We start from the raw sequence: 20013 nt of genomic DNA on the forward strand, positions 1-20013 counted from the left end.
TTCGACTTGAACTGCACCGTACCGACAGCATTGTTCGGAGCAACCGTCGCGCTCAGATCAACCGCAGTACCCGTGACCGCCGTAGCTGGAACCGAGAGTGACGTCGTCGTCTCGACATCCACCGGAGCCGGATCCGAAACGGTCACCGTCTGAGCCGACGCCGAGGAACTCACAAACCCTGCACCGGCAGTGAAGTCAGCGGTAACACTCTGCGCACCAGCAGCATCGAACGCATGACTCAATGTCGCAACACCGCCAGCCACCGTCACCGGAGTGCCGATCGCCGCACCGTTCGACTTGAACTGCACCGTACCGACAGCATTGTTCGGAGCAACCGTCGCGCTCAGATCAACCGCAGTACCCGTGACGGCAGTCGCCGGAACCGAGAGTGAGGTCGTGGTCTGGACATCCACCGGAGCCGGATCAGAGACCGTCACCGTCTGAGCCGACGCCGACGAGCTGACAAAGCCAGCACCAGCGGTGAAGTCAGCGGTAACACTCTGCGCACCAGCAGCATCGAACGCATGACTCAATGTCGCAACACCACCACTCACCGTGACCGGAGTGCCGATCGCCGCACCGTTCGACTTGAACTGCACCGTACCGACAGCGTTGTTCGGAGCCACGGTAGCGGTCAGATCAACCACCGTACCCGTGATCGCAGTCGCCGGAACCGAGAGTGACGTCGTGGTCTCGACATCCACCGGAGCCGGATCAGAAACGGTCACCGTCTGAGCCGACGCCGACGAACTGACAAACCCTGCACCAGCGGTGAAGTCGGCCGTAACGCTTTGAGCGCCAGCAGCATCGAACGCATGGCTCAATGTCGCAACACCACCAGTCACCGTGACCGGGGAACCGATCGCCGTGCCGTTCGACTTGAACTGCACCGTGCCGACAGCATTGTTCGGAGCAACCGTCGCGCTCAGATCAACCGCCGTACCCGTGATCGCCGTCGCCGGAACCGACAACGACGTCGTCGTCTCCACATCCACCGGAGCCGGATCAGAAACGGTCACCGTCTGAGCAGACGCCGAAGAACTCACGAACCCTGCACCGGCGGTGAAGTCGGCCGTAACACTCTGAGCGCCAGCAGCATCGAACGCATGGCTCAATGTCGCAACACCACCAGTCACCGTGACCGGGGAGCCGATTGCCGTGCCGTTCGACTTGAACTGCACCGTGCCGACAGCGTTGTTCGGAGCCACCGTCGCGGTCAGATCAACCGCCGCACCCGTAACCGCCGTCGCCGGAACCGACAACGACGTCGTGGTCTCGACATCCACCGGAGCCGAAGCAATGCTGATCGTCGCGAGTGGACCTGCACCAGCGTTGAGAGGCGTGGTGTCCTTGTTCTCGCGAGGCGAGCACCGGGTCGGAGCCCACTGTGTACCAAAGAAACTCGCCTTTGCGAGCTGAGTGCTGAAGTTTTCGCTGGCACCGAGGTTGCCGGCCGCACCCGCGGTCCTCACCTTCGGCTGGATCACTCCCGTCGCACCAGCGACCATTGTTACGTCGACTGCGGGAAGTCGGAACCACGTGTCTCCGTTGCCGTTTGTCGAGCCATCGAGGTTCTTCTTGGACTTCGGTACTCGAATTCCACCCTCCGAGTTCGTGCTCGTCGTCGGACTGTTGCCGATCACCTGGTTGTTTCCTGACAACCGCAGGATCCCGCCGCTGCCGTCGACATTGCCAGAATCGTTGACTCTGAGAACATTCGGTGCGACATTGTCGAGTCCGATGGAGGTACCTGCGACGACGGTAGCGGAAACGTACGTCGCATTGCTCGGGATGGCATAGTCGATTTTCAGACGTGACAAGTTCGTAGTAGTCGCTCCGGAGTCCTTGTCCGGATATGACGTTCCGCTCGGCTGAATTCGGTAGGTGAAAGTCTCGCCGGGCTGGACAGAAGCCGGGGCGTCGACCGTGATGAGGTTGTCAGTGACCTTGTGGACGTCTCCGATAATCGATCCGGCAACGCACGCTGTTTTGAAACCGGTGGTCGAGATAGCAGCTGACGCGGGCGTGCCGACCAGCAGCATTCCGGCGACCATGGCGGTTCCGGTTATGGGCACGGCGAATCGCCGCAACTGAGAGATTTGGGGCATGGGCACTTCCTTCGGAAGGGCAAACATGAGCAGTGGATTCGGACAAAACGTGTGCGCGCCGTCACAACATAACGAAAAAACTAGTACGTGTACTACTTTTGGCAAGACACTTGTCCAATTCACCCCGGACTCACCCTCGTATCACCAGACGCGGGATGGAAAAGCAGGGTATGGAAACTCGATTGAACGCAAAACTATCGCCAAAGCGGCCCATCGACAACGCTTTTGGTGGTCACCGCGCCAATCGGCGGGAAAAAGTTGATATTTCGTCAGTTCAGAAAAAGTTCCAAACCTACCAGTACGAAAGTACGAAAAGGGCCGCGACGGAGTCCGTCGCGGCCCTGATTGTGTTGGTTCAGCGTGTCAGCGAAGCACATCCGTGCCGACAAACGGCACCAATGCCTCGGGCACTCGCACCGAGCCGTCGGCCTGCTGATGGTTCTCGAGAATCGACACGATCCAGCGCGTCGTAGCCAAGGTGCCGTTGAGAGTGGCGGCCGTCTGCGGCTTGCCGTTCTCGTCGCGGTACCGAACTCCGAGGCGGCGGGCCTGGAACGTCGTGCAGTTGGACGTCGATGTCAGCTCGCGGTAGGTGCCCTGCGTCGGGACCCATGCCTCGCAGTCGAACTTACGCGCAGCCGAAGAACCGAGGTCTCCGCCGGCGACGTCGATCACGCGGTACGGAACGTCGATGGCCGCCAACATGTCTCGCTCCCATCCTAGGAGACGCTGGTGTTCGGCGTCGGCGTCCTCGGGACGGCAGTACGTGAACATCTCGACCTTGTCGAACTGATGAACACGGATGATGCCGCGGGTGTCCTTGCCGTAGCTTCCGGCCTCGCGGCGGAAGCACGACGACCAACCGGCGTAGCGCTTAGGGCCTTCGTTCAGTTCGAGGATCTCGCCCGAGTGGTAGCCGGCCATGGGTACCTCGGAAGTTCCGACGAGGTACAGGTCGTCATCCTGCAAGTGGTAGATCTCGTCCGAGTGAGCACCGAGGAAGCCGGTACCGGCCATGATTTCCGGGCGTACGAGCACCGGCGGAATCATCATCGTGAATCCGTTGGCGATCGCCTTCTGCGCAGCCAACTGCAGCAGTCCGAGCTGGAGCATGGCCCCGTAGCCGGTCATGAAGTAGAAGCGCGAACCCGAAACCTTGGCGCCGCGTTCCATGTCGATCAGGCCGAGCGACTCGCCCAGCTCGAGGTGATCCTTCGGCTCGAAGTCGAACTTCGGAATCTCACCGACGTGTTCGAGAACGATGTAATCGTCCTCGCCGCCGGCCGGCGCACCTTCTTGTACGACGTTGGAAATCGCGCGGTGTGCGGCGTCGAGCGCGGCCTGCGCCTCGTGCTGCGCGGCCTCGGCTTCCTTGACCTTTGCCGCCAGTTCCTTGGAACCTTCGAGCAGTGCGGGACGCTCCTCCGGAGATGCCTGTCCGACCTTCTTGCCGAAGGCCTTCTGCTCTGCACGGAGGTTGTCTCCGGTCAGAACGGCAGCGCGTCGGGACGCGTCGGCTTCGAGCAGAGCGTCGACCAGTCCTGGATCTTCTCCACGGGTGCGCTGCGACTCGCGGACGATTTCGGGGTTCTCACGGAGAAACTTGAGGTCAATCACGACTTCGAACTTTACCCACTCACTGCAGCTCTCCGACGGTCACGTCCACGTCGGAGAGGGAGAGATCACGATTCGAGCAGACTCAGGTAGTCCTCGCGTCCGAACATCCGAGCCGCGTCGACGGCAGTCGGGTGTCCACCTTTCGGGTCGGCTCCCCCGCTCACCAGCGCTTTCACCACCGCATCCTCACCCTTGAAGACCGCTCCGGCAAGGGGCGTCTGGTTCTTGTCGTTGGGCCGGTTGACGTCGGCGCCGCGCTCGATCAGGGCAACGACGGCGTCAGCGTGACCGTGGTACGCCGCCAACATGACGAGCGTGTCGCCACTCTCGTTGGTCAGATTGACGGGAACTCCGGCATCGACGTACGACGCCAGCCCGGCTGCATCACCGGTTCGTGCCATGTCGAAGAGCCGGCCCGCCAGCTCGACAGCCTCGGGATCGAGTGGGGTGTTTTCGCTCATGACTACAAAATACTCACAGACGCGATTGTGAGTTTTGTAGTGAAAGTTCGATATCGCCACGGCAACAGGCATGATGGAATCGATGTCCGAAGACAAGATCGAGAAGTCGCCAGATCCGGCAGATCCCCAGGGGACGCCGGCGAAGAAAACTGTCTCCGCGAGTCGCACCCGTCGGGTCCTGGCTGCTGTGGCGGTAGGTGCGGTGGTCGCCGCGATCGCAACGATCGCGATTTCCGGTGGATTGAACAAGGACGACTCGTCCTCGGTCAGTGTCAGTGGCGGTGGTCCCGCAGCGACGGGATCGACTCGCGACGACGCCTTCACCGCGGCTGCGGCCGGCGACTGTCTCAACTGGACGCCTGCGACCGAGTCGGGCGGAGACCGCACGGACATGTCGAAGGTTCAGTGCGGAACTGAACACCGCTTCGAGGTAGCCGGACCACTCGACCTCTCGGTGTTCCCGGGTGCCGAGTTCGGCCCCGGTTCCCGGTACCCGGGCGCCCTTCGATTCGCCGAACTACGCGACGAGCACTGCACACCCATCGTCATGTCCTACCTCGATTCGAAATTCGATCCCAAGGGCAAGTTCAGCGTCGGCTTGATGTTCCCGAGTGAATCGGGTTGGGCTTCGGGCGAGCGCGCACTGCGTTGCGGGTTGCAGTTCTCGACCACGACCGGCGAGCTACAACCGTTCGTTGGCCGCGTGGCGGACCAGGACCAGTCGAACGTGTGGGACGTCGGCACGTGCATCGGCATCAACCAGAACCTCCCCACCGATCCGGTCGATTGCGCGAAACCGCATGCATACGAGGTTATTTCGGTGATAGACCTCGGCACTCAATTCCCGGGCGCAATGCCGTCGGTCGAAGATCAGGACCGCTATCTCGAGGGCGTCTGCACTCAGGCGTCCAACGAGTACCTTGGTTCCGCAGACGCGCTTCGCGACAAGACGCTGACACTGTTCTGGGACAACATTTCACTGGAAAGCTGGTTGGCCGGCAGCCGCCGAGTCAATTGTTCGATCGGCAAAGAGGTCGAAACCGGCGGGTTTGCCGCGATCACCGGAAGCGCCAAGGGCGACATCCTGATCAACGGCGCCGCTCCGGTCCCGCCACCCGCTGCACCGGAAGGTCGGTCGTTGCCGACGCCGTTGCCCGGCGCAGCTCCGCCGTCGTAAGCCATGACGGTAACTATGACGCCCGACCGGTTCGAGGAACTGGTCGGCGAGGCGCTCGATCTGATTCCGCCCGAACTTGCCAAGGCAATCGACAATGTCGTGGTGCTTGTCGAAGCACGTGACGAAGAAGAACCGGGGCTGCTCGGTTTGTATCAGGGCGTCGCTCTGACCGAGCGGGATTCTCATTACGGTGGGTACCTGCCGGACACGGTCACTATTTTCCGCGATTCGATACTCGACATCTGCGCATCCGAGGACGAGGTTGTTCACGAGGTTGCCGTGACCGTCATCCACGAGATCGCGCACTACTTCGGCATCGAAGAAGACAGATTGCACGAACTCGGCTGGGGCTGAGGGCAAAGTCGTCCGATTTCGGGGGGAACCAAAAGCGGGCGGTAGGCATCAAAGTATGTGCGGGGGGATATCGACGGCTGTGCGCACGGCCTCCCGACCACTTATCCGCCCTGGTCAGGAAGGAGTTCGGCACTATGCACGTCGACCCTCAAGCCCTAGTTGCCGCCGCAATGGAACTCGAGTCTGCGGCGACGCGATTGCGCGGAATCGTCTCTACTGCGCAGCCGACGCTACGCGTTCTCCCAGCGGGATCCGAAGAAGTGTCCGGTAGCGCGGCAAATTACTTCAACACCATCTCGGGCAGCCTTGCCTCGTCCACCGATCGGGCAATCGAGGAGCTCATCGCGGCTGCGGCAGCTCTGCGCAAGAATGCAGCTGCCTACGAGCTCGAAGACCAGCTCACCAAGTCCAGCCTGGCAGCCGCACCGATCTGATCGACAGAAATCGAGCTCGGTAACTCGGCAACACAGTCACACTTCCTGGGGGGAAGAACAATGGTCGGCATCACCGGCGTCATCTGGTATCCACGGGGCGCAGCACCCAACTCCGCAGCACTGGTCGCCGGAGCCGGGCCGGTCCCTCTCGGCGTGGCGGCCGGGGCCTGGTCCACCGTGTCGTCCGGACTGACCGACACCGCTGCATCAATCTCTCGCGTGATGGCGGACCTTCGCACCGGGTGGTCCGGAGAAGCAGCGGATGCCGCATTGAGCAAATTCGCACCGTTCCAGGAATGGGCTGCTGCTGCCGCGTTGCTCGCGGGAGAAACCGCAGGTAAAGCCCAAGTACAGTCCGGTTCCTACACCTTCGCCACCCTGGCCATGCCGTCGCTGGCGGCGATCGCGGCAGTTCAAGCGGCAAAGGTCGCCGCGTACTCCATCGGCGGTGCCCTGGTCGGCGGTGCCGCCGCCGCCGAGGCTGCCGAAGAAGCTCTCAAAATTCGAGCGGCGGTGACAATGGAAACGTACGACGCCGCAACGGCCCATCTGGCCGTGCAGCAGAACTTCGACTCACCACCGTCCATCGCGGAACCCACAGCTGGGGCATCCGCTTCGGCCGAAAGCCCAGGCAGCGCCGCACGACAGTCCGTCGTGCAAGCGGCATCCACGCTCGCTGACGCAATCGCGGATCCCGTGCGCGCCGCCACCGCTGCTGTCGCATCCGTAGTTTCCAACCCGGTATTTGCCGCCGCTGCCTCACAGGCCGGTGCCATCTCCGGTGGAGTTGCCACCGCAGCCAGCGCCACCACCACCGCAGTCACAGGCGCCACCACTGCCGCATCAGCTCTCGCGACGGCAGGAGCAGGACTCACCGGACTGGGCGGCGCGGGACTCGGCGGCGCAAGACTCGGCGCTTCCACACCATCACTGTTCGGCACCCCGTCGGCAAGCCGGGCACCGGCACAGGTCAGCGCAGCATCCGCGACTACAGGAGCCGGAGCAATCGCGGGCTCGTCGTCGAGCAGCAGCACCGGCCGGCACGCTCTTCCTGATCCCTCCACCGGCCAGAGCGCCACACGCCAGAACCCCGTGACCTCGCCGGTTCAGGGCACCGCGGATACCGTCAAGGTGGATCCGGCCCGAACCGCAGGCGGATCTGCGCCGATCGCCGGCGGCCGTCATGCGGCCCAATCTGAAGACGAGACCGAGCACGACACACCCGATTACCTGAAGCACTTCGAGCACTTCGCCGACGGCCGAACAGTCATCCCGTCCGTGATCGGTGGCGCACTCGAAACTGCAGAGCATTGATGGTGGACCTCGGCACCTCACCTGAGGGGTGGAATTTACCTGTCGTCGCCCTGTCACAGGACGAAATCGACTATGTACGTGAGCGACTCGGACTCGATGCGCTTCCCGTGGTTCTCGGTGGCGCGACGGTTCACGGCAGTGCGAGCGCTCACCGTACGGCGATGCAGTCCGCGGCAGATTCACTCTCCGAGCGCGATCTCCTCCCCGGCGGGGAGATCCATCACGAACTCAGTGCCCGCCTGCGCGTCCTGACCCACCCCAAGTGGGAGTTGGCGCTGCGTCGGCATGTCGGCGGAAGCATTTCACGCCTCTGCGTCGCGCAGGGCGAATTCCTTTGTGTCGAAGCGACTTCAACTGATTCTTCGTTCGCATTGCGCAGCGTCACCGCCGAACCGACTGCACCCGTTGTCACCGCGCTCGGCAGCGCCGAAGCAATGCCGATTGCCGTGATCAACGCACCGACCGAGATGCTCAGCCTGGCATTCGGCGCCGGCCCGGATGCAGGCAGCGTAACCTCGGCCTTGATCAACGCCGGGATACCCGAAGACGACGCGCGCCAACTGGGTAGCGCAATCGTCACATGCACCGCCTTCGCCGAATTGGTCGGAATACCACACAGTTTGGGAGCGACGACGCTCATGACCGGCGCAGTGACTGTGTACGACACCTTGTCGGGTCGGCTGGTCGGTTCGACCACTCGGGCCGCCGACGGCACCGAATGGACGTCCATCAGTTCCGGAACATCCCATCGCCTCCGACAAGCCGTGAACGCTCTTTTAACGGAACTCGAGGAATCGGCGCCGGAGACTTCCGGGTAACCTCGGGGCGTCCCTTCAACGCCCGGAGCCTTACTTCAGCATGCAGTTCTCGCGTCAACCGTCGTCACCGGGCGAACAAGGCTCGGTCGCCACGATCGACCGGCCGAACGAAGAACGGGCAACAACACCGCACCGACAAGACCTGAACGGACTGCGCGGCCTCGCCATCGGTTTGGTGGTCGTGTTCCACGTGTGGTTCGGACGGGTATCGGGCGGGGTGGACGTCTTCCTGGTTCTGTCCGGATACTTCTTCGTCGGCTCACTGGTTCGACGCGCCGAAGCCGGGGGTTCACTCAACCCGGTCCCGGCACTGCGGCGGGTGTTTCTGCGGCTGTTCCCCCTGATCGCGGTGGTCAGCATTTTGACCTCACTGGGGACCGCGTTGCTGCTGCCACGCACACGCTGGGCCGATCTGGGCGATCAACTGATCGCGGTGCTCGGGTTCTTCCAGAACTGGCAGCTCGCCAGCACCGCAAGCGACTACCTGGCCGCCGACGGCTCGGTCACTCCCCTGCAGCACCTGTGGTCGATGGCCGTACAAGGTCAGTTCTATCTCCTGGCCATCGCACTGGTCTCCGTGATCGCTTATGTCGCTTCACGCGTGAATCCCAACTATTTCCGCCCGTCACTCGCGGTCACCCTTCTGGTTCTGACCGCAGGATCTTTTCTCTACGCACTCGCCAAATCTTCGCGTCACCAAGCCTGGGCGTACTACGACTCCGGCGCCAGGTTGTGGGAATTGGCCCTCGGTGGTCTGCTGGCCGTTCTGATGACCAGCACACGCAGTCGGCAGATCGCATCCCTGCCGTTCTCGGTCAGAGCAACGATCGGCTGGGCGGGGCTTTCGTCGATCCTGTTGTGCGGCATAGTGCTCGACGGCGCCCAGCAGTTCCCCGGCCCGTGGGCGCTGGTGCCGGTGCTGGCCACTCTTGCGCTGATCCTGTCCGGAGTCGGCGACGACACGCCTTGGACGTCGAAGACTCTTGCCCATCCGGCACTGACGTGGCTCGGCTCGTTCGCATTCGCGCTGTACCTGATTCACTGGCCGATTCTGGTGTTTGCACTCGTCATCACCGGACGCCCCGAAGCCGGCCTGCTCGGCGGGGCACTGATCATCGCCCTCTCCGTCGCGGGGGCGCTTGCACTCCGGCGCCTGATCGAGGTTCCGGTGGAACGTGGAGGCCGCTCGCGCCGGTACACCGTCCTGGCTTGCGTCGTCACCGCTGCCGTGGTCCTCGCCGCTTCGGTCGCCTGGCAGTCGTACGCGAGCAGCCAGACGACGGGCCAGCGGGCAGTCGACACCCTCGACCTCTTGACCCATCCCGGCGCACTCGCGCTCACCGACGGTGCCGAAGTACCCAAGGCGTCGATGGTTCCCTCGATCTTCGATGCGCCACTGGACCTTCCGGCCAGTACGCTCGACGGCTGTATCGCCGATTTTCTCGAGCGGGACGTCGTCCACTGCACCTACGGCGACGCCGACGCCGACAGAACCATCGCCCTCGCAGGTGGTTCGCACTCCGAGCACTGGCTCACTGCACTCGACGAACTCGGCAAGAGTCACGGGTTCCGCGTCGACACGTATCTGAAGATGGGCTGCCCGCTCACCATCGACTCCATGCAGACGTTGTCGGACAACGACTATCCGGATTGCGTCGACTGGTCGCGTGGAGTGCTGACCGAGTTGGCCGACGCCTCACCCGATTTCGTGTTCACGACGGCAACCAGGCCGAGTTCCGACGGCCCTGGCGACGTGACGCCCGAGTCTTACGTACACGTGTGGGAGGAACTGGGGCGCGACGGTATCGACGTGCTCGCCATCCGCGATACCCCGTGGTTGCACCACGACGGCGTCGCCTACCGCGCGATCGACTGTCTGGCGACAACCACGTCACCCGATCACTGCGCGATGCCACGGTCCGAAATGCTCAGCGACGTCAATCCGGCGCCGTCGGCGATCGGCGATCTGACCAACGTCCGTCTACTCGACCTCAGCGACGGCGTCTGCGGACCGCAGTTGTGCCGCGTCGTGGAGGGAAATGTATTGGTGTATCACGATTCCCACCACCTGACAGCCAGCTACGTGAGCACTCTGTCCGCTGAACTCGGGCGCCAACTGAGCGTCCAGACCGGTTGGTGGTGAAGCCGGCCGTCAGCCCATCACGTCGTCGGCACCGGGGATGAGTCGATGCTCGAACGGCGGGTTGACGGTTCCCCAGCGCAGGCACTCCCAACCGCCGTCGACCGAAGGCAACAGTTCGACGGTCTCGGTGTTGGCCAAGTGGTTGTTGGCTGCGAACAGACCGGGGACACCGGCAAGCTGGGCTGCGACAAGACGGATCGCTGCACCATGACTGACCACGACGATGTCGCCGCCGTCTCGTGAGCCTTCGAGAAATTCTTCGCGCAACGAATTGACGACGGGGACGTATCGCTCCAGGACGTCGTATCCCGTTTCACCACCGGGGATGCGAGCGCCGAGGTTGCCGGTGTGCCAGTGATGGAACGTCTCCATGAACAGTCGGTGCGCGGCCTCGTCGGTACGATCTTCGAGGTCACCGGCCTGCACCTCGTGCAATCCGTCCCGCACGTCCAGAGAGACACCGGCGGCCTGCTCCACGAAACCTGCTGTCTGCCGGGCACGCAAAGCCAACGACGATACGAGTGCCAGCGGCGGCGCCGAAGCCAGACCGATGCCCAAAGTCTCGGCCTGCGCCAATCCTTCCGGCGTGAGCTTTGCTCCGGGTAGTGCGGTGTCGAGACGTTTGGCGACATTCGCCTCCGTCTGACCGTGCCGAACGAGGATGAGCCTTCCGGTCATCGTTCTCCCCCTCCACGCTTGAGTTCGTCGATCCACCGAATCGCTTCTTCGTCCGAAGGAGGTTGTGGCCCGGTCGAATTCGCTGTCGCCCACGACCCCAGGAAGCGGACTCCGGATTTACGATGCAGGGCACGCATCGCCTCGGCCACCAGCGAGTCCTCGACGTGTCCGACGCAGTCCACGAAGAACCGGTACGTGCCCAATTCCGTTCGCATCGGCCGTGATTCGATCCGAGTCAGGTCGATACCGCGAGCGGCGAATTCGGAGAGTGCACGCACCAGGGAGCCGGGAGCGTTGTCGAGGTGAAGCACCAGCGCGGTGCGATCGGCACCGGTCCGCGCCGGAACCGGGGCCGGCTTGGTGACCAACACGAAACGTGTGCGGGCGCCGCCTACATCGGCGACGTTGTCCGCCAGGCTGTCGAGTCCGAGCATCTGACCCGCCAAAGCCGTGGACACACCGGCGTCGACGGTTCCGGCCTGCACATCCAGGGCCGCACCGGCGTTGGACGACGCCAACACCACCTCGGCCTGGGGCAGGTTCTCGGCGATCCATCCGCGGACCTGCGCGCCCGCATGCGGGTACGCGCCGATCGTTCGGACCTGATCGGCGGTGGTCCCGGCCCGAACCAGGATGGAGAAACTCACGTCCAGATCGGTTTCGGCGACGATCTGCAGCGGCGAACCGAGAGCGAGTGAATCGAGCGTCGGAGCTACGCCGCCTTCCACCGAGTTCTCGAAGGGAACCACGGCTCCGTCCACGGAACCGTCGCGAACCATGTCGAGAGTCGCCGGCGGACTGCCGGCCGGTACTCGCTCGACGGTTTCGCCGAACGCGCCCTCAGCCTCCAACTGGGCGAGAGCTATCTCCGTGAAGGTTCCCGACGGACCGAAATACGCGATTCTTGGCACGCCTAAAAGATTACGCACCGACCCACGCCGGTCACTGCAAACCCGCGGCACGCAAAGCCGTTTCCACTGCAGGCAGATCCGCGACCTCGATCGTGAGCAGCACCTCACGCATGGCCGACGCGGCTTCGGGGATCAGCGCGGCAAGTTTTTCCGGCTTCGGATCGACCATCGCGGCGCGCACGTCGTCGCCGCGCAGTGCAGCGACGGTGCCACACAGCAGGGCGATCACCTCGTCGCCGTCGGCCGCGCGGGCTACGAAACCGACGGACTCGTGCGCGAGTACCGCCAGGAAATCAGCCACTTCGGTGGGCGTAAGACCGGCGGCGAGTCCGGGGATCCGGCCACCTTCGCACAGACGCAGCGCCGCTTCGGCGGGTGTCAGATCCTCTTCGCCGCCGTCGACATACACAGCGAGTGGAGCGGGCAGGCGCAGCGCGATCGCGTCGTCGATCTGGTCGGTGGTGACGTCGACGTCGAAACGGACGGCCTCGTACGACGCTTCCGTGTCCGCACGCAGTTCTTCCGGATCGATATCGAGGCGGACGACAACCCGGCCTGCTGCTTCGCCGCCGATCAGAGCCGACGCCGGAACAACCGGGAGAAAGAGTGCTTCGAGGAGTCCGCGCGAGTTTCTCGGGGCGGGCAGCCCGAGTGAGAGAGGAATGGCCACAGACAAACCGTAACCCCGGCGCAGGCGGCGGATTCCACGCGAGTTGCGCAAAAGTCTTGCGATTCACACCGAAGCGCCTTAGGTTAGGGTTACCTCATCATCCGATGGAGTTCGAGAGAACACCCGCCAAGGGGGCAGCATGGCAACGAAGACCAGCACCGGCCCGTCCACCGCCGAACGCGTCCGCAGCGCCTGTGTGCGCGCACAAGACGCAGTTCTCGCCATCGAAGGCAGCGATCCCACCGTCACGTCGGTGCATCACCTGCGTTCGAACGGTGACGTCGTCGTTGCAGTCCCACATGCCTCCGCTGCTGCGGCTCTGGCCTGGAACTCCGGCGGCGGCGGCCTGCCTGCCGTCCTCGAGATCACCGATCACGCACCACTGCGGCTGCGTGAGCCCGTGCGCTCCCTCGTGTGGCTTCGCGGCTCGTTGCACGCCGTGCCCGACTACGAGGCACGCGTTCTCGCCGACGACGTCGCATCCGAACATCCACACCCGGGGCTCCTCGACATCGGCCACACCTCGGTCCTCCTTCGCTTGAGCCTGGCCTCGGCTGTAGTCGCTGATTCAACGGGGGCAGAACCCGTCGCCGTGGACGAACTGCTGAACGCCAGCCCCGATCCCTTCTGGGAAATGGAGACCGCATGGCTGCAGCATCTCGACGAAGACCACCGCGACCTCGTGGACCTGCTCGTGCGCAAGCTTCCCCCGTACATGCGCACCGGACGCGTTCGCCCACTCGGCATCGACCGCTACGGACTTCGCCTGCGGGTCGAGGATCACACCGGTGACCGCGACGTGTGGATGCCGTTCGCCAACCCCGTCGACGACGCTCCCGCGCTGAGCCGCGCCATCCGCATGCTGGTCGGGTGCCCTTTCCTCAACGGCCTCCGATCGGGCGGCGCATCAAACGGCTAGCGTTGCGCGGGTGAATGCCCGCGAAACCGTCCGCACCTGGTTACGGCCGCCGACTCCCGTCCCGGCCGGCCCGGCCCTCGATCCGGCCGCCAGACGCGGAGTCTGGATCGAGATCACGATCGTCCTGCTGGTCACCTTCGGACTCAGCGGATTGTCCGGGATCCTCTCGCTCGCCGAATCCTTGGCGACGCCGGTTGCGCTCTCGGATCAGACGGTTGCACTCAACCCGTCGCGGGCCGCCATCGACTGGATCGACCTGGCGCGCCAATTGCTGGGCGTCGCAAAGCTTCTCGCGTGGGCAGCGCTGGGACTCTATCTACTGTGGCGTTCGGGGATCGGTCCACGTGCTGCGGGACTGACCCCCAAGCCTCGATTCGGGCGCGACATAGCACCGGGATTCGGCCTCGCCGCTGTGATCGGTCTCCCCGGTCTGCTGTTCTATCTCGTGGCTCAGGCACTGAGCATCAACCTCACCGTCCAGGCCAGTGCGCTCGACGATCACTGGTGGCGGGTGCCGATCCTCGTACTGTCCGCGATCGCGAACTCCGGTGCCGAAGAGGTGCTGGTCGTCGCCTACCTGATCACTCGCCTCCGAACGCTGGGTTGGAGCGAGAACAAGTCACTGCTCGCGTCGTCACTCCTGCGCGGCAGTTACCACCTCTATCAGGGGTTCGGTGGCGGCGTCGGAAACGTGATCATGGGGCTCGTGTTCGGCCGGTACTGGCAGCGCACCGGGAAACTCTGGCCGCTGGTCATCGCCCACGCTCTCATCGACATGGTGGCGTTCATCGGTTACGCCCTCCTGCGCGATCACGTCTCCTGGCTGCCGTGACCGGTACCGTGAACTGGTGACCGGCGACTCCGAATATCCTCAGCGCCCTCCGCGGCGCCAGCCGCCAGGGCCACCTCCGCGTGGACCGATGCCTCCGAGGCAGAACCCTCCACGCCAGAATCCACCCCGTCAGGGCCCACCCCCGCAGCGGCGTCCACCGATGCCGCCGGAAGGGCCGACGGTCATTCGCCGCGACGGACGCCCGCAGCAGCAGAATCCGGCCAATCAGGCCTGGTCACAGGTCCCACCACAAGCGCCGCAGCAGCCCAGGCGTGAGGACTGGGCGCCGACCCAGCGCCCGCAACCGTTTCAGGACGACCCGCGCAGGCAGGGGCCGCCGCGTCAGGATCCGCAGCGCCAGGCGAAGTACGCGCCCGCACCGCCGCGCCGTACCCCGCCGAACGCCCCGCCGCGCCCTCCAGAACCTCCGAAGCAGCGACGCCCCCGCAAGCGTCGTAGCTGGGGTAAACGTATCGGCATCACGTTGTTGGTCTTGCTGCTCGCGCTGGCCGGCGCGATCTACTACGTCGACAGTTCGCTCAATCGAATCGACGCGCTGCCCGACTACGCGGGACGCGTCGCCGATACTCCGGGCACGAACTGGCTGATCGTCGGCTCCGACAGTCGTGAGGGGCTCACCCCCGAGCAGGAGCAAGCCCTTGCGACGGGCGGTGACACCGGCCCCAAGCGCACTGACACGGTCATCTTGGTCCACGTCCCCAAAAGTGGGAAGACGACGATGGTCAGCATCCCCCGCGATTCGTACGTTCCCATCCCCGGCTACGGCTCCGACAAGATCAACGCCGCCTTCGCCTTCGGTGGCGCTCCATTGCTCGTGCAGACCGTCGAAGAGGCAACGGGGCTTCGCATCGACCACTACGCCGAGATCGGATTCAGCGGGTTCGCCGGCATCGTCGACGCCGTCGGTGGCGTCAACGTGTGCCTGGCACAGCCGATCGACGATCCGCTGGCCGGGATCAACCTCCCCGCCGGATGCCAGGACTTGAAGGGTTCGGACGCACTCGGGTTCGTGCGAACTCGCGCGACGGCGCTCGCCGACCTCGACCGCATGAACAACCAGCGCCAGTTCATGTCGGCGTTGCTGTCGAAGGCGACGAGTCCGACCACGTTCCTCAATCCGTTCCGGTTGTGGCCACTCGTCTCCGATACCGCCAAATCTCTACAGGTCGACGAAGGCGATCACATCTGGAATCTGGCCTCACTCGCCTGGGCGCTTCGCGGCGGGATGACCACCACGACGGTTCCGGTCGCCGGTTTCGAGGACGTGGACGGGTCGGGCAACGTGTTGTTGTGGGACAAGGCGCGCGCTTCGCAGTTCTTCGACGCCCTGGCCAACGATCAGCAGATTCCACAGGATCTGATCACGACGGGGTAATCGCCCTGAGTTCCGGTAGTACCGCGGGAGGACAAGCCCGGCGAACAAATCGCTTTCCGGCAGGACGCGGAATCGGCGGCCGAAAAATACCGTGAAGGTATGAACACAACACACCGCCGATTCCGCACTCTCGCCGTCGTTGCCGCCGCCGTCGGAGCTGCTGCACTCGTGACGTCCTGCTCCGGAACCTTCGAGAAGTTCGACGACTCCAAGGCGTACAAGAAAACCGAAACCTTCTCTTTTGCAAAAGCATCCAACGGAATCGACACACTGCCGAGTTGGGTTCCCGCCGGCGCGACGGGTATCGACGAGGTCATCCGCACCACCGGCAACGAACGCATCCTGCGAATGACTGCGAACATCGCGGAGATAGATCACAACAGCTGCATCGCACGACCCACCGTCGAAACTCGTCCCGCATCGTTGTCCGCACAGTGGTGGCCGACGGGGGTCGAGAAGGGCAGTTCTTTTCAGTGCGGCGATTGGTACGTCGGCGAAAAGGACTCGTTCGTCTACGGGTACCGACCGGAAACTGTGGGCTTCGTCATCGATCAGCTCGACAAGAAGTAGCTCCCTCTCAGCGGCGACGACCCAGTAACCTGTTGGGATGACACAGGCGAAGAACTCGAGCGAATTCACCACTCTGCTGCGTCAGCAGATCCGTAACGAGTTCACTGCATCGCAGCAGTACATCGCGGTAGCGGTGTACTTCGATGCACACGATCTTCCGCAGATGGCCGCGCGCTTCTACAGCCAGGCCACCGAGGAACGCGGTCACGCGATGATGATGATCCAGTACCTGCTCGACAACGACCTCGACGTGGACGTTCCGGGCATCGACGACGTCGTGACGAAGTTCGACAGTGTCCGGGCTCCGGTCGAGTTGGCACTCGAGCAGGAGAAGAAGGTCACGGAGCAGATCACGCAGCTGGCACGCACCGCGCGCGATACCGGCGACTACCTGGGCGAGCAGTTCATGCAGTGGTTCCTCAAGGAGCAGGTCGAGGAAGTGGCAAGCATGACAACACTTCTCACCATCGTCGACCGCGCCGGCGACAACCTGTTCCACCTCGAAACGTTTGTCGCACGCGAGATGAACACCCCGGCCGCTGCCGATGCAATGGCGCCGACGCCCGCCGGCGGCGGCGTCTGAGGGCCACCGGCCTACCGAGTCTCAGGCCGCTCGGCGGCGTTCAGTGATCTGAGGAAATTGTTGTACGCCTCAAGATCACTGTCGCCGTCGATCTCGGCGCGGCGGTCCAGGTCGGCATTCATCCGTTTGTCGTCGCGGTTCCAGCGCATCGCGAAGATCACGACCACCACCAGCGCGACGGGCTCTCCGTACGACCACGCGAGGGCGCCCGCCAGCTGCTGATCCTGCATCACGTCCACGCCCCACTCGGGAGGCGGATCCACGAACGTGGTCAGCAGCGGCTTTGTCGCCATCATGAGTACGACGCCGATGAACACGTGCAGCGGCATCTCCACGAACAGGTCGAAACACCGGCCGAGGTAGCTCTGTCGCACCGGCAGTGGGCCGGTGGCGAGCACCGGCATGATGAATAGCAGACCGCTGGCGAGAAAGAAGATCTCGAGAAAGACGTGTCCAGCCGGTAACGCCGAGACGGTGTCGAAGATCGGCGACAGGTAGATCCCGTAGTAGCTGAACAGAAATACCGGGATCGTGAACCCGGGGTGCAGCATCCACCGCGCCGGCGGGCTGCGCAATGCCGAGAGGGCAAGCGCGAGAATGCCTTTTCCTATTCCTCGGTGCGGCGTCGAACGTAGTAGCAGCAGTCCCGGCGAGCCCAGTACCCAGAGCGGCGGGATCGCCATCGAGAGCGTCAGGTGTTGGAACATCCAGACGCTGAAGAGTTCGTAGCCGTAGCTCTCGACCTTCAGTCCGGTCACCGCGATCAGCAGCAGGCACCCACCGAGGAAACACGCTGTCCGATGCCACGGCCACGGTCGCCCACTCGCGCGAACTCGCTGAGCGCCAGTCCAATACCAGAGTGCAAGAACAACTCCCAGGGCAGGAAGAAGCGGGAGGGATGAGGTATCCCACTCCAGCATCTGCCCGATCGACGGCGGCGGCGTGTCATTCACGAACGCTTCACCGGCGGGTCCTCCTTCGTCTCCGTGCGGGTACCGTCGACTCTACACCTAACTACTATGTTGGATAGTATTTAGGAATTCGACGGAAGGTACAGGTGCACAGCAGTGTCCAGAAGCATGAAGATATCCGCCGCCCTGATCGCGGTGTTCGCGGTAGCACTGATCACGTTCATCACCGTCGATCCGATTCGGGCAGACAACGAGAACGCCGATCGGGCAGCACAATCCACCGCCGTCCTCACCGACGACGCGTACCGATTGACCTCGGCCGCCGACGGCAAGGTGAACCTGGTCGAGTTCCTCGACTTCGAATGCGAAGCCTGCCTCGCGCTGTACCCGACGATGGAGCGGATCAGAGCGGAGTACGAGGGTCGAATCACGTTCGGCATCAGATACTTTCCGATTCCGAGTCACACCAACAGCACTCTCGCAGCACAGGTCGTCGAATCCGCATCTCGCCAGGGCAAATTCGTCGAGATGTACAAGCGAATGTACGAGACGCAGTCGCAATGGGGTGAATCCGCCGAATCACAGGAGGCGCTGTTCCGTTCCTATGCACAAGATCTCGGACTTGACATGGCCCGATTCGAATCCGACCTCGGCAGCCGCGGCGTCCGCGAGCGGGTCGAGCGCGACTTCGAAGAAGGCCGACGCCTCGGCGTCCAAGGTACTCCGACTCTGTTCCTCAACGACGTGAAGCTGAACCAGATGCCGAGCTACGAGGAGTTGAAAGCCCAGATCGATTCGGCCTTGGGGGAATGATCAGGTCAGAACAGCGCAGATCCCCGCGGAGACGGCCACCGTCACGGCTGCGGCAACGGCCGTCGTGACAGCGGCCGGCGCACAGGCCGCCACCGCGCAGGTCAGTCGCCGAGGCGACGCCACGTCGCCGTCGACCAGGGAACTCAATCGCACCGCGGTCGCGCCGCCGCGATCGCTCAAGCTCCAGTCCGGCTGAGGAAGCGGCGATTTCGACACCACGGCAAGGGCGGAACGCACCGCAGCCGGGCTGGTGACGCGAGCGGCGTGTCTGTCCGCCGACAGTTCGACGATCGCGCCGACGGCAGCGGGTGCCGCCGCGAACAACGGCACTCGCGGAAGAACAGCGGCCAAGACTTCGCACGCACCGACAATTCGGTGATGACCGCCGCTCAGGTGTGCACGCTCGTGCGCGAGGACAGCATCACGCTCGCCTCCACTGAGAGCGGATGACAAGCCTTGCGTCGCAACAACAAATCCAGGCTTTCCGGCGACGCTGTACGCCATAGGCAGCGGATGATCCAACCACAACACGTCGGACTCCGAGTTGTCGCGGCGCGCGACGATCGAGAGAACATCACGATGGAAATCTCGGACCCTCGCGTGCTCACGTGCCTGCTTGCGGCCGGCCAGCACGATCCGAACGGCGATCACACCCACCACAGCAACGGCTGTGCCGGTGATCAGTTCACCCACCCATGAACTCGTGCCGTGCGCGAAGGCGCTGAAACACCGAGCGATACCGTCGACCAGCCCCTCGACCGGCGCGTGGCTCGGCCACACCAGAACCAAGACCGCGGAGAGAGCGAGATACAACGCCGACGCCATGCTGCCGAGCCACGCCGCGAGCAGCACCGCCGGTGACAACGCCGAGGAAACGGCTCGCAACACTCTCGGAACCAGGAATCCCACGAGCATCGCACCGAGAAACATCGGCAACGCCAATGTCATTGCACACCTTCCCCGGAAAGACCCCGGCGCAGGGCCTCGTTCTCGGCATCTGTCATGGTCTTGGCGAAGTGCAACAGCACGGCAGCGGAATCGGAACTGCTGTCCAACAATTCGCGCAGTGCTCTGGATGTGGCCTCTTCACGGCTGCGACTCGGCCGATAGAAGTAGGCGCGACTCTTCTTCTCACGACTCACCCAGCCCTTGTCGAAGAGATGCGTCACGACGGTCAGGATGGTGGTGTACGCAAGTTGTCGACGCTCACCCAGGGTCTCGACCAGATCCTTGACCGAGAGCGCGTCGTCGGACTGCCAGAGCACATCCATGACCTCGGCTTCGAGTCCGCCAAGCCCCTGCAT

General features: G+C 63.6%; 21 protein-coding genes. 12 read left to right on the plus strand and 9 right to left on the minus strand.

What is annotated here, in order from left to right:
* The 3 genes from AC1Q61_RS12535 to AC1Q61_RS12545 form a co-directional block, all read right to left on the minus strand.
* Positions 1-2108 (minus strand): beta strand repeat-containing protein (locus tag AC1Q61_RS12535; RefSeq protein WP_492654888.1); only part of this gene is annotated, 2108 nt, incomplete at its 3' end.
* Positions 2109-2471: 363 nt separating this feature from the next.
* A complete protein-coding gene (gene serS, locus AC1Q61_RS12540) occupies positions 2472-3725 on the minus strand; it encodes a serine--tRNA ligase (protein WP_007736032.1) in 1254 nt (417 codons plus the stop codon).
* 65 nt (positions 3726-3790) lie between these two features.
* Positions 3791-4186: an ankyrin repeat domain-containing protein gene (locus AC1Q61_RS12545; protein WP_003945404.1), complete on the minus strand. Its 396-nt coding sequence runs from the start codon at positions 4184-4186 to the stop codon at positions 3791-3793.
* Positions 4187-4256: 70 nt separating this feature from the next.
* Here AC1Q61_RS12545 and AC1Q61_RS12550 point away from each other — a divergent pair, with 70 nt between their 5' ends.
* The 6 genes from AC1Q61_RS12550 (at position 4257) to AC1Q61_RS12575 (ending at position 10426) form a co-directional block, all read left to right on the plus strand.
* Positions 4257-5363 (plus strand): septum formation family protein, encoded by a 1107-nt coding sequence (locus AC1Q61_RS12550; protein ID WP_003945397.1) that lies wholly within the window; start codon positions 4257-4259, stop codon positions 5361-5363.
* 3 nt (positions 5364-5366) lie between these two features.
* Positions 5367-5717, plus strand: a complete 351-nt coding sequence (locus AC1Q61_RS12555; RefSeq protein ID WP_007736028.1) for a metallopeptidase family protein — start codon at positions 5367-5369, stop codon at positions 5715-5717.
* A gap of 134 nt (positions 5718-5851) precedes the next feature.
* Complete coding sequence (locus AC1Q61_RS12560) at positions 5852-6151, plus strand: PE family protein (RefSeq protein WP_042920574.1); 300 nt, start codon at positions 5852-5854, stop codon at positions 6149-6151.
* 60 nt (positions 6152-6211) lie between these two features.
* Complete coding sequence (locus AC1Q61_RS12565; protein WP_042920575.1) at positions 6212-7465, plus strand: PPE domain-containing protein; 1254 nt, start codon at positions 6212-6214, stop codon at positions 7463-7465.
* Positions 7465-8283: an ESX secretion-associated protein EspG gene (locus AC1Q61_RS12570; protein ID WP_042920576.1), complete on the plus strand. Its 819-nt coding sequence runs from the start codon at positions 7465-7467 to the stop codon at positions 8281-8283. Before AC1Q61_RS12565 ends, AC1Q61_RS12570 begins: the two co-directional genes overlap by 1 nt.
* Before the next feature lie 40 nt (positions 8284-8323).
* Positions 8324-10426, plus strand: coding sequence for an acyltransferase family protein (locus AC1Q61_RS12575; RefSeq protein WP_042920577.1), 2103 nt, complete (start codon positions 8324-8326; stop codon positions 10424-10426).
* 9 nt (positions 10427-10435) lie between these two features.
* Here the strand turns inward: AC1Q61_RS12575 and AC1Q61_RS12580 are convergent, their stop codons facing one another.
* Genes AC1Q61_RS12580 through AC1Q61_RS12590 form a run of 3 tightly spaced genes read right to left on the minus strand, consistent with a single transcriptional unit; the run spans position 10436 to position 12685 of the window.
* On the minus strand, positions 10436-11104 hold the full coding sequence (locus tag AC1Q61_RS12580; protein WP_007736019.1) for a histidine phosphatase family protein: 669 nt from the start codon (positions 11102-11104) through the stop codon (positions 10436-10438).
* Entirely contained in the window at positions 11101-12015 is a 915-nt protein-coding gene (pheA, locus tag AC1Q61_RS12585) for a prephenate dehydratase (RefSeq protein WP_042920580.1), read from the minus strand. Before pheA ends, AC1Q61_RS12580 begins: the two co-directional genes overlap by 4 nt.
* 31 nt (positions 12016-12046) lie before the next feature.
* A complete protein-coding gene (locus AC1Q61_RS12590; RefSeq protein ID WP_003945395.1) occupies positions 12047-12685 on the minus strand; it encodes a hypothetical protein in 639 nt (212 codons plus the stop codon).
* Between the two features lie 139 nt (positions 12686-12824).
* Between AC1Q61_RS12590 and AC1Q61_RS12595 the strand changes: the two genes are divergently transcribed.
* The 5 genes from AC1Q61_RS12595 to AC1Q61_RS12615 all read left to right on the plus strand — a co-directional run bounded on the left by AC1Q61_RS12595 (position 12825) and on the right by AC1Q61_RS12615 (position 16985).
* Positions 12825-13604, plus strand: coding sequence for a DUF2470 domain-containing protein (locus AC1Q61_RS12595; RefSeq protein ID WP_003945406.1), 780 nt, complete (start codon positions 12825-12827; stop codon positions 13602-13604).
* Between the two features lie 10 nt (positions 13605-13614).
* Positions 13615-14436 (plus strand): CPBP family intramembrane glutamic endopeptidase, encoded by an 822-nt coding sequence (locus AC1Q61_RS12600; RefSeq protein ID WP_003945405.1) that lies wholly within the window; start codon positions 13615-13617, stop codon positions 14434-14436.
* 160 nt (positions 14437-14596) lie between these two features.
* The gene (locus tag AC1Q61_RS12605; RefSeq protein WP_007736010.1) at positions 14597-15832 is read left to right on the plus strand and encodes an LCP family protein; all 1236 of its coding nucleotides are present in this window, start codon (positions 14597-14599) and stop codon (positions 15830-15832) included.
* A 99-nt stretch (positions 15833-15931) separates the two neighbouring features.
* The gene (locus tag AC1Q61_RS12610) at positions 15932-16402 is read left to right on the plus strand and encodes a hypothetical protein (RefSeq protein WP_042920583.1); all 471 of its coding nucleotides are present in this window, start codon (positions 15932-15934) and stop codon (positions 16400-16402) included.
* 37 nt (positions 16403-16439) lie between these two features.
* On the plus strand, positions 16440-16985 hold the full coding sequence (locus tag AC1Q61_RS12615) for a ferritin (protein WP_050657084.1): 546 nt from the start codon (positions 16440-16442) through the stop codon (positions 16983-16985).
* Positions 16986-16996: 11 nt separating this feature from the next.
* On the opposite strand, the gene AC1Q61_RS12620 is transcribed toward AC1Q61_RS12615, so the two are convergent.
* Positions 16997-17938, minus strand: coding sequence for a cytochrome c oxidase assembly protein (locus AC1Q61_RS12620; protein ID WP_042920585.1), 942 nt, complete (start codon positions 17936-17938; stop codon positions 16997-16999).
* A 126-nt stretch (positions 17939-18064) separates the two neighbouring features.
* Between AC1Q61_RS12620 and AC1Q61_RS12625 the strand changes: the two genes are divergently transcribed.
* Entirely contained in the window at positions 18065-18709 is a 645-nt protein-coding gene (locus tag AC1Q61_RS12625; RefSeq protein WP_042920587.1) for a DsbA family protein, read from the plus strand.
* Here the strand turns inward: AC1Q61_RS12625 and AC1Q61_RS12630 are convergent, their stop codons facing one another.
* Positions 18710-19657, minus strand: a complete 948-nt coding sequence (locus tag AC1Q61_RS12630; RefSeq protein ID WP_042920588.1) for a M56 family metallopeptidase — start codon at positions 19655-19657, stop codon at positions 18710-18712.
* Positions 19654-20013, minus strand: coding sequence for a BlaI/MecI/CopY family transcriptional regulator (locus AC1Q61_RS12635; RefSeq protein ID WP_030535838.1), 360 nt, complete (start codon positions 20011-20013; stop codon positions 19654-19656). The genes AC1Q61_RS12630 and AC1Q61_RS12635 overlap by 4 nt, the downstream gene beginning before the upstream one ends.

The sequence above is a fragment of the Rhodococcus sp. MPR-R1B genome (assembly GCF_058793255.1).